General features: G+C 39.0%; 8 protein-coding genes. 6 read left to right on the forward strand and 2 right to left on the reverse strand.

The window, feature by feature from the left end; genetic code table 11:
* The first annotated feature begins 8 nt into the window (after nt 1-8).
* From gltB to GM552_RS09050, 5 genes are all read left to right on the forward strand, one after another.
* The gene (gene gltB / locus GM552_RS03640) at nt 9-4,529 is read left to right on the forward strand and encodes a glutamate synthase large subunit (RefSeq protein WP_155565314.1); all 4,521 of its coding nucleotides are present in this window, start codon (nt 9-11) and stop codon (nt 4,527-4,529) included.
* Nucleotides 4,530-4,794: 265 nt separating this feature from the next.
* Nucleotides 4,795-7,434, forward strand: a complete 2,640-nt coding sequence (locus tag GM552_RS03645) for a cation:proton antiporter (RefSeq protein ID WP_155565315.1) — start codon at nt 4,795-4,797, stop codon at nt 7,432-7,434.
* Nucleotides 7,435-7,482: 48 nt separating this feature from the next.
* Nucleotides 7,483-7,947 carry a (2Fe-2S)-binding protein gene (locus tag GM552_RS03650; RefSeq protein WP_110438888.1) on the forward strand — a complete coding sequence of 155 codons (465 nt, stop codon included), beginning with the start codon at nt 7,483-7,485 and terminating at the stop codon, nt 7,945-7,947.
* Nucleotides 7,937-10,102 carry a xanthine dehydrogenase family protein molybdopterin-binding subunit gene (locus GM552_RS03655; RefSeq protein ID WP_155565316.1) on the forward strand — a complete coding sequence of 722 codons (2,166 nt, stop codon included), beginning with the start codon at nt 7,937-7,939 and terminating at the stop codon, nt 10,100-10,102. The genes GM552_RS03650 and GM552_RS03655 overlap by 11 nt, the downstream gene beginning before the upstream one ends.
* A 125-nt stretch (nt 10,103-10,227) precedes the next feature.
* Complete coding sequence (locus GM552_RS09050) at nt 10,228-11,400, forward strand: cytochrome c (protein WP_196424845.1); 1,173 nt, start codon at nt 10,228-10,230, stop codon at nt 11,398-11,400.
* Between the two features lie 18 nt (nt 11,401-11,418).
* Here the strand turns inward: GM552_RS09050 and lpxB are convergent, their stop codons facing one another.
* Nucleotides 11,419-12,588: a lipid-A-disaccharide synthase gene (gene lpxB / locus GM552_RS03665; RefSeq protein ID WP_155565318.1), complete on the reverse strand. Its 1,170-nt coding sequence runs from the start codon at nt 12,586-12,588 to the stop codon at nt 11,419-11,421.
* Nucleotides 12,588-12,995 (reverse strand): phosphoribosyl-AMP cyclohydrolase, encoded by a 408-nt coding sequence (hisI, locus tag GM552_RS03670; protein ID WP_155565319.1) that lies wholly within the window; start codon nt 12,993-12,995, stop codon nt 12,588-12,590. Before hisI ends, lpxB begins: the two co-directional genes overlap by 1 nt.
* Before the next feature lie 171 nt (nt 12,996-13,166).
* Here hisI and GM552_RS03675 point away from each other — a divergent pair, with 171 nt between their 5' ends.
* Entirely contained in the window at nt 13,167-14,105 is a 939-nt protein-coding gene (locus GM552_RS03675; RefSeq protein WP_155565320.1) for a glycosyltransferase family 9 protein, read from the forward strand.
* The last annotated feature ends 13 nt before the right edge of the window (nt 14,106-14,118 follow it).

Here is a 14,118-nt window from a genome sequence, read left to right on the forward strand (position 1 = left end):
TTAAGAAAATGAATAATTATTCCTTTGTTGAACAAAGAAAAAAGAATGAAGCGATCCTAAAAGATGTTTATTCCACCGAACAAGAACATGATGCTTGTGGTGTAGGATTTGTTGTGGCTCTTGATGGTCAAAAACGCCGAGATGTGGTTGAGGCCGGTTTGGCAGCTTTAAAAGCCCTATGGCATCGTGGCGCTGTTGATGCTGATGGTAAAACAGGAGATGGTGCCGGTATTCATGTTGAAATACCACAGGATTTTTTCTTGCAATCCATTCGTAGTGGTCATCATGCGGTAAAACAGGGGCAGCTGGCTGTAGGAATGATCTTTCTTCCTAAGAATGATTTAGCCAGTCAGGAGCGCTGTCGACAAATTATCGAAACCGAAATTATGGGGTTTGGCTATTCAATTTATGGTTGGCGTCAGGTGCCAATTGATACGAACTGTATCGGTGAAAAAGCGAATGCCACACGTCCTGATATTGAACAGATTCTTGTCATCAATACACATCATCATTCAGAGGATGTTTTTGAACGCAATCTTTATATTATTCGACGGAAAATAGAGAAAAAGGCTGTTGAAAGTCATGTTGATCTTTATATTTGTTCAATGTCCTGCCGTTCGATAATTTATAAGGGCATGTTTTTGGCGGAAAATCTGTCCGATTTTTATCCGGATCTGTTGGATGAACGATTTGTCAGCCGTTTTGTGATTTACCATCAACGTTATTCAACCAATACCTTTCCGACATGGAAACTTGCGCAGCCGTTTAGACGCATTGCCCACAATGGTGAGATAAATACATTATCAGGTAATATAAACTGGATGAAAAGTCACGAAACAAGACTTTCCCATCCGGATTTGGATGCCTATATGACAGATTTGAAACCGGTCATTCAATTCAATGGATCTGATACCGCGGCGTTGGACAATGTATTTGAGCTATTAACGTTTGCGGGTAGGGATGCCCCTACGGTAAAGGCCTTGATGATTCCACCGGCCCTGGGATTGCTGCAGGATATTACCCAGGATGTGAAAGATATGTACAGCTATTCCAACGCGGTAATGGAACCTTGGGATGGACCTGCCGCTTTATGTGGAACCGATGGTAAATGGATTATTGCCGGATTGGATAGAAACGGGTTACGTCCTTTACGTTATACGATAACAGCTAATGATTTGATGATTTTGGGATCAGAAACAGGAATGGTGCATATTCCTGAAGACCAAATTCTTGAAAAAGGCAGATTAGGACCAGGAGAAACAATAGGTTTTGATATGGATAATTGTCTTTTTTATCGCCCTGAAGATATAACACAGCTTCTAGTTAAACGTCATAATTATAGTGATTGGATTACGAATACGCAGCAAATTACTTCCATAGTAAAAGATCAGGATAATGAGCCTGTCTTATTCGCAGAGGATGAATTACGTAAAAGACAGCTTGCTGTTGGAATGAGTATTGAAGATCTTGAAACAGTATTGCAGCCTATGGTTGAAAATTCTGCGGAAGCGATCGGTTCAATGGGCGATGATACGCCCTTGGCGGTACTTAGTGAGCATTATAGAGGATTATCGCATTATTTCCGTCAACGTTTCAGCCAGGTTACCAATCCACCGATTGATAGTCTGCGAGAAACCCAAGTTATGACGTTGAGCACTCGTTTGGGAAATTTGGGTAATGTCTTGGATCAGTCTTCCGAACAGTGTCAGTTATTACGTCTAAGCAGTCCGGTTTTGACGAGCAGTGAATTTATAGCATTGAAACAATATTGCGGTAAAACCGGGTGCAGTATTGATTGTAACTATAAGGTCAATGATGGTGAAAAAGGGCTTCGTCAAGCATTGGCAAGAATTTGCAGTGAAGCTGAAGAGGCTGTTCGATGTGGGTGTACACATATATTCCTTAGTGATGACAAGCAAGATAGGGATTATGCCAATATTCCAATGATTTTGGCAACGGCTGCCGTACATACTCATCTTGTTCGTCAATCCCTGAGAACCTTCACTTCTGTTAACGTGCAGGCGGCAGATTGTCTTGATGTGCACTCTATTGCGGTCTTAATCGGGGTTGGAGCTACGACAGTCAATGCTTATCTTGCTCAGGAATGTATAGCGGATCGTCATAAAAAAGGGCTTTTTGGAAATATTACATTAAGACAGGCTGTTCAAAACTATTGTAAAGCCGTAGATAAAGGCTTGTTGAAAATTATGTCCAAGATGGGAATTTCTGTGGTTTCTTCTTATCGAGGTGGATATAATTTTGAAGCGATTGGCCTGTCCCGGGCATTGGTTGCTGAATTTTTTCCGGGAATGTCTTCCAGAATTTCAGGGATAGGTTTATCAGGAATTGCACAAAATATAAAAAAGTCCCATCAATTGGCTTGGGATCCCAATGTGAAATTGTTGCCGATCGGTGGGTTTTACAAATGGCGTCAACAAGGTGAGAAACATGCTTTAAGCAGTTCTGTCATTAAACTGATTCAGCAGGCTGTGGAAAAAGACAGTTGGCCATTGTACCAACAATATGTCCATGAAATTCACAGACAACCTCCAATGGCTCTAAGGGATTTATTCGATTTTCAATCGACAAATAAACCGGTCCCTGTTGAATCGGTTGAGAATATTACAAAATTGAGAAAAAGATTGATTTCCCCCGGAATTTCTCTCGGTGCGTTAAGCCCCGAAGCACATGAAACTCTTGCGATTGCCATGAACCGGATTGGAGCCCGTTCAGATTCCGGGGAGGGAGGAGAAGACGCGGTTCGGTACAAACCCCGTGAAAATGGGGATAATGCATCGTCGGCAATTAAACAGGTTGCATCTGGAAGATTTGGGGTAACCGCTGAGTATTTGAATAATTGTCGTGAAATTGAAATCAAGATTGCCCAAGGTGCAAAACCGGGTGAGGGTGGACAATTACCAGGATTTAAGGTTACGGAATTAATTGGTCGTCTTAGACATGCCGTCCCAGGAGTTACTTTAATTTCTCCGCCTCCTCATCATGATATATATTCGATCGAAGATTTGGCGCAACTTATTTATGACCTCAAACAAATTAATCCAGAGGCAACTGTGGGTGTTAAGCTGGTTGCGGCTTCAGGAATTGGAACAATTGCTGCCGGTGTAGCTAAAGCCAAGGCTGATACAATATTGATTTCAGGTCATAATGGCGGAACGGGTGCCTCTCCATTGACTTCCATTAAATATGGTGGAATTCCTTGGGAAATGGGGTTGGCGGAAGCGCATCAGGTGTTGATGTTAAATGGTTTGCGTGACCGGGTGGTTTTACGTGTTGATGGTGGTATCAAGACTGGTCGGGATGTTGTTATTGCTGCCATGCTAGGAGCGGAGGAATTCGGTATTGGTACACTCAGTCTTATAGCAATGGGTTGTATCATGGTTCGTCAATGTCATTCCAATACCTGCCCCGTTGGGGTTTGTACCCAGGATGAAAAATTGCGTGCAAACTTTGTTCAGGATGGGGCTGAACGTGTGATCAATCTGTTTTCTTTCATTGCTGAAGATGTAAGAAACATTCTCGCCACACTTGGATTTACATCTTTGACAGACATAATCGGGCGAACAGATCTGTTACGTCAGGTTTTACGTGGTGCATCTTATCTGGATGATTTGGATCTGAATCCATTATTGGCACGAGTGGATCCGGGGATGCATGCTGGTTATTGTGTTCGTGAAGGGCGTAATGAGGTGCCTGAAACATTGGATGCACAAATGATTGTTGATGCTCAGCCATTATTCGAACATGGTGAAAAAATGCAATTGCGATATAATGTTTATAATACATATCGAGCAATTGGAACAAAAATTTCATCAATGATAACCCGTCGGTTTGGTATGAAAGGATTGGCGCCGGATCATCTGACTGTTCGTCTTAATGGATCAGCAGGCCAATCGTTGGGTGCGTTTGCAGTTCAGGGTTTAAAACTTGAGGTTTTTGGGGATTCCAATGATTATGTCGGGAAAGGGTTGTCAGGAGCCACCATTATTGTGCGTCCTGTACCAGAAACAAAACTTGTTTCAAATCATAATGTGATTGTTGGCAATACAGTCTTATATGGTGCAACGGCCGGATATCTGTTTGCGGCCGGAAAGGCAGGTGAGCGTTTTGCGGTTCGCAATTCGGGTGCCACGGCTGTGGTTGAGGGATGCGGTGCCAACGGATGTGAATATATGACTGGGGGAACAGTGATCATTCTGGGTGAAACAGGTCCTAATTTCGGGGCCGGTTTCACAGGCGGAATGGCCTTTGTCTACGATCCCCACCAACAGTTTGAACGTCGTGTCAATGCGTCAACTTTGCGATGGCAGCGTGTGATTGATAAAAAATGGGAAGACAGGGTCAAAAACCTTATTGAAAAGCATATTGAAGAAACAAAAAGCCGATATGCTGCGCATCTTTTACATGAATGGCAGAATACAATAAAACATTTCTGGCATATTGTTCCCACAGAATATGCTCGCGTTATAAATTTTGAATTTAATGAAGATATTTTGAAAGAAACTGCATAATTTAGAACGGTATTACATCAAATTATGGATGGGCAATAGGATCAATTTCATAAAAATTTATCCTATTTTCAAAGATTTTATCATTTTATTTTAATGAAAATATGTTAATTATAATGCAGTAAAGCTTTCATAACGGTCTAAGATGAATTCTATATTTTTTTACGAGGAATTTTTTTAGTTATATTGACTTAAGTTGATATCCCATCCGTATTAGGCTTGATATATAAAATAATTCTAATTTTGTTTATAGCGGAGAGACATCAATATGCCAGTTACAGGCCTGGCCACTGTTTTATTAGCGACAGCTATATTATTGGTCATTGTAAGCGCCGTTCAGCCATTGGCAAAACGGCTGGAATTATCTGAAACTGTAATACTGGCTATTGTTGGGGTTGTTCTTGGTGGAACAGCTGATTTGATTTTACACAGCTCCCACATACATGTTTTTGATACAGCCGCTGAAATATTACTTGATTTTCCAATAAACAGCGAAGGTTTTTTGTTAATATTTCTGCCCATATTGGTTTTTCAGGCGGCATTGGCTATTGATGTGCGTCGTTTGGCCCATGAAATCGGCACGGTTCTTTTATTGGCCATTGTTGCGGTCATTGTCTCTACTGCCACTATAGGTCTGGCCTTATATCCCTTTTCGGGAATGCCTCTGACAGTTTGTCTGCTGGTTGGAGCGATCGTTGCAACGACGGATCCCTCTGCTGTTGCTGGCATATTCAGAGAAATTGGGGCGGCAACTCGTCTTACCCGTTTGGTTGAAGGCGAAGCTTTATTGAATGATGCTGCAGCAATTTCCATTTTTTCGACTTTGGTTGCCGCTATTATTGCGCATAAAGAGGTACATTTATTTAGTTCAGCTCTAGCAATTTTTCTTTCTTTTGTCGGGGCATTGATTGCAGGATTTTTCTTTGCACGTTGCGCTTTGTGGATGATTGTAAGTTTGGGTTCAAATACAGGTCGATCTGCGGAAATTACTTTAACGGTTGCCTTACCATATATTTCCTATATTGTTTGTGATGACTTGTTGCACTGTTCCGGTGTTGTGGCAGCGGCAGCGGCAGGATTGACCTTATCCGCTTATGGTCCCTCGACATTTAGACCTCAAACATGGCGATTTTTGAATGAGTTATGGCAACAAATAATATTTTGGGCAGGATCGCTATTATTTGTGTTGGCTTCTATGCTTGTCCCCCGTTTATTGATTGGTATGACAAAATGGGATTTTATTCTTATTTTATTGGCGACAATTGCCGGGTTGCTGGCACGCGCAATGGTTATTTTTGGGATGTTGCCTTTACTTGCAGCTACAAAACTTTCACCTCCAGTGCCGACGCCATTTAAAGCGACAATGGTATGGGGTGGATTAAGAGGTGCCATTACACTGGCCCTTGCATTGGCGGTAACGGAAAATGAATTGATACCAACACCGATTTCCCAGTTTGTAGGTATTGTTGCAACGGGTTTTGTATTGTTTACCTTGTTGGTTAACGGAACAACGTTAAGAGCGGTGGTAATTTATTTTCGGCTAAATGAACTTACACCCATTGACCAGGCTGTGCGCCACCAGATCCTAGGAATTGGATTGGGTAATGTTAAGGACAAGGCTCGTCGCGTGGCAAATGAATTTGGATTTTCAAATGTCATTACCAATTATACGCTTGAAGAGATTGACCGTCGTATTAATGAGGAAAGAGAAGCAAATAGTTTTGATACAATGTTGACTGATCGTCAACGTATTTCACTGGCTTTGATTACAATAGCTGCACAAGAGCGGTCAATTTTACTGGATCTTTTCCGTATGCAGGGTTTGCCACGAAGAGTGATGGAAACTCTTTTGCGCTCAGCGGAAGCTACGCTGGATGGTGCATGGACCGAGGGAAGGTATGGATACGTAAAAGCGATGCAGAAAAGATTGCATCCTCCTTTTCGATTTCGTGTTGCGCAATATATACATCGAAAATTGCATATCGATCGTCCCTTGATGTACTGCATGATGGAACGGTTTGAAATATTGCTGGTATCCCGATTTGTATCGATTTCCTTAACACGTTTTATGAAAAGGCGTATAGAACCGACATTGGGTGTACGAATTGCCGAAATTGTTTCAGAAGTTCTGGATAGGCAAAATCGTATGTTGGATGATGCGCTGGAAATTATGCGCATTCATTACCAGGGATATATTGAAGCTCTTGAATCAAGGTTTTTGAAATTGGTCACTCTCAGATTAGAAAGTGATGAATATAACAGTCTTTGGGCTGAATCCCTGGTTAGTGATGAGCTTTATTCCGAACTGGAAAAAAATGTTGAAAAGCGTTTTGAACGTTATAATCGTCGTCTAAAATTCAATCTCAAAAGTGGATTGGAAGAGCGCGTGAAGGAATTGCCATGTTTACGCGGTGTGCCACAGGCTGTTTTATATGATATAAGTATGTCTATGTCGGTCTATTTTGTATTTCCGAGTGAAAAAATCCTTCATCGTAAACAGAAGGTTAAAAATGTCTATTTTGTCAGTAGCGGATTATTTGAAACCCATTCTGCAAGTAAAAGTCTAACATATGGGATTGGTGATATTCTTGGTGCATCAGAACTTATTGCGGGTAAAAGAATTTATGCAAATTATCGTGCATTGAGGTTTGGATATTTATTGGTGATGCCAGCCGATGTATTTAAACGGTTAATTCAAGATTATCCTATTGTGGCCTATAATCTTTCAAAAATTGACGAGGCAAAAGATCGCCCTAATTCTCAGGATGACGATTTCATGATGTTGGGATATACACGACGTATAGCCAATAAGGAAAAACAGTTGATGTTGGGGTATGAGTCCAAGGAAATCAATAATTTAAAAAATGAGGGTAACATTGAAAATAATGATAAACAAAATAAAAACTGATAATTTATTCTTTTTGAATTAAAAATAGAACAGCAATCAGAACCAGATATGATTTCCATCACAGTTAATAAAAAGAAAATAGAACTGGATGTTCCATTAGATATGCCATTACTTTGGGTTTTGCGGGATATTGTTGGATTAACGGGTACGAAATATGGATGTGGTATTGGTTTATGCGGATCATGCACCGTTCATCTAGATGGTAAAGCTGTAAGATCTTGCTCCATTCCTGTTGGTGATATCGGGAATAGGGAGATAGTTACTATCGAGGGGGTTGGGGAAGACTCAATATTTCAAAAATTATTGGCGGCCTGGAAAGAGACGGAACCAACGCAGTGTGGTTATTGTCAACCTGGTCAGATCATGACGGCTTTAGCCTTGTTAAAAGAAAATGATAAACCTGATAAAAACGAGATTATAGAAGCTATGACAGGTCATATCTGTCGATGTGGAACATATCAACGTATTTATAAAGCTATTCAAATTGCTGCAGGTATAATGGATGAAGCATAAAAAAATTTCCCGTCGTGTTTTTTTGGGAAAAACGGGTGCTTTGCTTTTTGGGTTCATGTTACCTGTAGGGGGCAATGCACAAAATGATCAGTTAGAGAAAGATTCAGATTTTTCCGAGCGAAAAAACAGAAAAAAACAATATTTAAATGCTTTCATAAAAATAAAAGCAAATAATGAAATCACTTTTTTCATACCCGATATTGAAATAGGGCAAGGGATTTTAACGGCTGCCTCAATGATTTTGGCCGAGGAATTGGATGTTGATTTAAAATCGGTTTCAATTGAAACCAAAATGATTGAAAATGAACAAATAAAAAATATGAAACCAAATGAGGATTTAAATCTGACCTATGGTTCAGGTTCTGTTGCGAAAGATTGGTTCCCTCTCAGACAGGGTGCGGCCGAATTACGAATGATGCTTTTACAAACAGCAGCTGCGGAATTGAATATAGATAAAGGACGATGTCATACTGAAAATGGATATGTTATTTGCCCTGATAATCAAACATTCTCGTACGGAATGCTAATTTCAAAAATTATGACACTTGATATTCCAGAATCTGTTCAATTTAAAAATAGATTAGATTATAAAATTATTGGCAAACCACAACCAAGGATTGATACGGATAAAAAAATTAAAGGTCAGTCTGTTTATGGTATGGATATTAAACTTTCCGGGATGAAAACGGGTTATATTATCAGCTCTCCTATTGAAGGGGATCAAATCCATCAAATTGATGATAGACAGGCCAAAAATGTTCCTGGAATTCAGGATATTTTAAAAAATGAAAAGTCAATATGTATTATTGCTGATAATTTTTGGCGTGCCCTGAAAGCGGCTGAATGTCTTGTAATAAAATGGCAGGGTGATAAAAATATTCAACTGAATACATCAATGATTTATGAGAATTTAAAAAAGGGTATATCAAAACCTTCCACTATGCTTTTTTATAATAAAACTGCTTCAGTATCAGTTGAAATGGAAAATGAAAAAAAACTGTTTCAATGGGATTTTTTTCAGCCTATGCTTTTGCATGCGGCATTGGAACCTATAAATTGCACAATATATTTTCACGACAATCAATGTGAGTTATGGATAGGTTCCCAAGCTCCATCAATGTTAAAGGGGCATATTGCTGAAAAATTTCATCTTTGTAAAGAAAATGTAATTCTTCATTATAATGAAATTGGCGGTAGCTTTGGTCGTAGATTGGACCAAAAATACATTCTTGATGCAGCTGAATTCGCACGACAGGTTTCATATCCGGTAAATTTTATATGGTCAAGGGAAGCCGACTTTCAAAATGATGCGTTACGTCCTCCATATTATGACCAGTTAAAGATAGGCGTAAATAACAAATTGGCGATTACCTCTGTTCATCATAAAATGATGACTTTTATTGACGATACAGACAAGAGGAATCCATCCAGTCCGAATTACCTTTTGGGGTTGGATACAATGCCTTATCATATTCATGACTATAAGTTTGAATATTCTGTATGTGATGCTCCAAAATTGAATTTCGGATCTGGACAGGGTAGAGAGGCAACTCGTAATGTTTTTGTATTGGAAAACATGATTAACAATCTGGCATTATATACACGTATGGATCCGATCGAATACCGTAAAACTTTGGGTCTTGATGATCGTGCAAAAGCAGTTGTTGATTTGTTATTGCAAAATGTCGAATGGAATAAATTCAAATCTGGAGACATTCGGCAAGGTTTCGCCATGGCACATGTATTTGGCAGTTATATCGCTCTAATTATAGAAGCTGAAATTACAACCAGTTCAGTCATTCTTATACATCGTGCTGATGTGGCGGTTGATTGTGGTTTGATTGTAAATCCAGAACAAGTTTGCGCTCAAATTGAGGGTTCAGTTGTTTTTGGATTAAGTGACGCTTTGTATGGTGAAGTGCAAATAGAAAACGGACAAATTAAACAGCGGAATTATAATCAATATCGAGTATTGAGAATGAATGATATGCCTAATGTCAAGGTTCATATGGTTAACAGTAATGAATCGCCGTCAGGGGTAGGTGAATTGGGAACAATAGTGGCAGCACCAGCACTGAGCCATGCCTTGGGATTGATTCAGGGTAAATTTTTTCATTCATTGCCTTTGGCGAAGCAGGTATTTCAGCATAAATAAGAATTTTCATGATTAAATTCATCAATTCCTTAATTTTTTTTAAGAAAAATTATCGTTTATTCATAATTTTATGTATTAATTTTTCCAGCTCATCATTTGGCATATTGATCGGTCAGGCAACTGATGTGAAGAAGGACCAAATGGATAAAGGAGAGTATCTTTTTCACGCATCAGGTTGTGAAAGTTGTCATACAGCTGATCATGGACCAAGACTGGCAGGGGGAAAACCTTTTTATATATCCAAACAGGGAACTGTTTATTCTTCAAATATTACCTCAGATGTGAAAACAGGAATTCAGCGTTATACAGATGATGAATTTATAAGTGCATTACAAAAAGGAATTGGTCATAAAGGAAAATATTTGTATCCCATAATGCCCTATACTGCCTATCGTGCCATGAGTCGTGATGAAATATTGGCAATCAGACGCTATCTTGAAAAACAACCTGCCATTGAAAATAAAGTTCCTGATAAAGAAATGGCTTTTCCCTACAATATGCGATGGGCCATTCGTTTTTGGCAGATCATAAATTATACGGGCAAGCATTTCGAGTATAACAATCAGAAATCACAATCATGGAACCGGGGAAAATTTTTGACTGAAGGACCAGGTCATTGTTCATATTGTCATACTCCTGAAAATTGGTCCAATGGTCGCTTTGTTGTAAAAGATTATGCAGGGGGCGGTCATAAGGGATGGACAGCATATAATATTACCGCTGATGAGGATACGGGAATTGGTTCATGGAGTGACACTGATTTGGAAAAATATTTATCCCGGGGATATGTTTCAAGTCATGGAGCTGCATCCGGTCCCATGGCAGATGTTATAAATACGCAACTATCTTATTTAACACCCCAAGACATTCATGCAATTGTAATTTATCTACGTTCTTTACGTCCCGTGGAAAAGCAACAAGGGGCAGCCAAGATATCTGTTGAAGAATTGGAGGTTACTGAACAAAGTCATAGTCATGGAAGCCATCTTTATTCTTCTGTTTGTTCAAATTGCCATCTGGAAAATGGTCAAGGAAGACAAGGGGAATATGAAAGCCTTTGGGGTTCGAGAACAGCAACGATAACGGGTGGTAATAACCTTGTTAAGGTTATTTTAAAAGGATCAAACCTTAAAGATCCTAAGCTGGGTAATTATATGATGCCTTCTTTCAAGGATATTTTCAATGATCAGGATATTGCAGATATTGCCAATTATGTTATTTCCCGTTTCGGAGGAAGAAACGGGCATGTAACCGCTGAACAGGTTAGAAAAGAAAGGGCACTGTTAAATAAAGAATAAATAGTGTAAACTAAAATATTATTCATTTTTATTCATTAATTCTAATATCTCTTTAGCTGCTTCATAAGAGGGTGGTTGATGATGTGGTGCTTTTAAAGCGTTTAGAATTTGAATAAAAGCTTCTTTTTGTTTTTGAACCATATTTTTATCATCTAAAAATTCGATAACCTTTTCAGCCAATTTTACGGGATTACAGTTTTCTTGCAAGAGTTCAGGTACAACCTCTTTTTGGGCTAGAAGATTAACCATTGCTACAAAAGGAACCTGAATCATGTGTCTGGCAATCATTGCCGTGATGGGATGGACCCTATAGGTTACGATCATGGGTATATGGGCCAATGCAAGTTCCAAGGTTGTGGTTCCGGATTTTGTCAGGGCGATTTGTGCTGCTGCATAGGCATTATATTTATCCTTTTTTTCATGAATAACCAGTGCTTTTACAGGCCAGTCTTCAATGATTCTTTCAACATAATGTCTGGCGAGCGGAGAGGTGGGTAACACGGCAATGAGTTCTGGTTTTGTTTGTTTTAATAAAATTAAAGTTTTTTTGAATACGGGCATAAGCTTCGGCAATTCTGACCGACGACTGCCAGGCATTAAAAGTAAAATCGGTTGAAGTGGATCTATATGATGTTCAGAGCGAAAATCATCGGCATTTGCATGATGAATTTCTGTCTCGATAATGGGATTGCCAACAAATTGGGCTTTTATTCCATGTTTTAAAAAAAAGTTTTCTTCGAAAGGAAAAAGGCAAAGAAGTTTTTCCCATAGTCCAGGAAATTTTTTTACTCTATTTTCATGCCATGCCCAAACCTGGGGCGCAACATAATGAACTCTGGGAATTGATAAAGATTGGACTTTTTTTAATAATCGTAAAGAAAAACCGGGACTGTCAATTGTTACAATGATATCTGGATGAATTGTTTCAATATGTTTGACAGCTTGGTTAAGGCGTTTTGACAAGGTCCATATTTTGGGAAGGACTTCAACCAATCCCATCACGGCAAGATCCTGCATGGGAAAAAGGATTTTCATTCCCTGTTCTTGCATTCTTGGCCCCCCAACACCTAAAAACTGCAGATCGGGGTTAAAATGACGCAAAGCTTTAATTAGTTTTGCTCCCAATTCATCACCACTGGTTTCACCAGCCAAGATCCATATTATTGGTGGATTTTCTGATTTGTTCATTATTTATGATTATTTTGATATAATTTTTCAGGATTAATCAGGGGACGGCTTATTTCATTGATAGATCCGTTTTGCCACGCATTATAAAAGCAACTTTTACGACCGGTATGGCATGCCACGCCTTTCTGATCGACAAAAAGCAGCAGTGTGTCGCCATCACAATCAAAAAGGAAATTCACCAATTTTTGTGTCTGACCTGAAGTCTCACCTTTATGCCATAATTTTTTACGGCTGCGAGAATAATAACAGACCTGACCAGTGGAAATAGTTTCAATAATTGCTTCCTGATTCATCCATGCCATCATTAAAACTTCCTTACTATCAAATTGTTGGGCAATAGCTGGAACCAAACCATCCTGATTGAATTTTATCTTGGCCAATAATTCATTGAAATTGGAACTGTGCATTATAATTTTTTTTCGTTGTTAAAACCATATTGTTAGAATACAGTTTGTTCATTGAGAATATCCATCTTAATTATCATTTAATTAATTAAATGATAAATAGCTTTGAATTAAACTGTTTTAAATTGCCAACTTATATATTATTTAATTTGGATTGAAAGAATAAGGGTTTGCATGACGGTATCTTCAATCAGGAAAATTCTGTTTATTACCTCTACCCGATTGGGAGACGCCGTAATTTCAACGGGAATACTTGATTATTTGTTACAAACCTATCCACAAGCAAAGTTTACAATCGCTTGCGGACCAGTGGCAGCTGGTCTTTTCGATGCAATGCCAAGGCGTGACAAGACATTGGTTATGAATAAATACCGCTTTGATTTTCATTGGTTATTATTATGGTCACAATGTGTGATGCAATCCTGGGATTTGGTAATTGACCTTCGTGGTTCAGGAATAGGCTATTTTTTAAGAACAAGAAAAAAATGCATTGTACGTGGTGGAAGGATTAAGGAACATCGCGTGCATTATTTGGCCAGGTCATTATCATTGTCCTATACACCTTTACCAGTAGTATGGATTGATGAAAAAAATAAAAAAATGGCTGCAGAAAAATTGCCCGCCGACCATTATATTGCCTTGGCACCAACCGCAAATTGGATTGGCAAGATTTGGCCAATTGAACGGTTTATTCAAGTGGCAAAAAAACTTTTGGTTTTTAATAAGGATTATGAATTTGTTCTTTTTTATGGGCCAGGAAGTCAAGAGTTTAATCTTGTGGATCCATTGAAAAGGACCAGTCTGCCAGTTATAGATAGTGGTGGTCAAAATACTTTAACAGAAGTTGCAGCTTTATTATCACGTTGTAAAGGTTTTATAGGTAATGATTCAGGTTTGATGCATTTGGCCGCCGCTTGTCAAATTCCAGTACTTGGTTTGTTTGGACCAAGTAAATTGTCAGAATATGAGCCAGCCGGGAACCATGCTCAAGGGTTGTCAGCGTCAGGCGGAAATGGAATGGCAAATATGGAAAACTTAACGGTTGATGAAGTTTATAATGCTTTTCAGAATCTTTTGGAAACCTATAATAAACAAGATAGGCAAAATGATTAAAATGTAATTTAGG

The organism is Commensalibacter sp. ESL0382 (genome assembly GCF_009725775.1).
GTDB classification, from domain to species: domain Bacteria; phylum Pseudomonadota; class Alphaproteobacteria; order Acetobacterales; family Acetobacteraceae; genus Commensalibacter; species Commensalibacter melissae.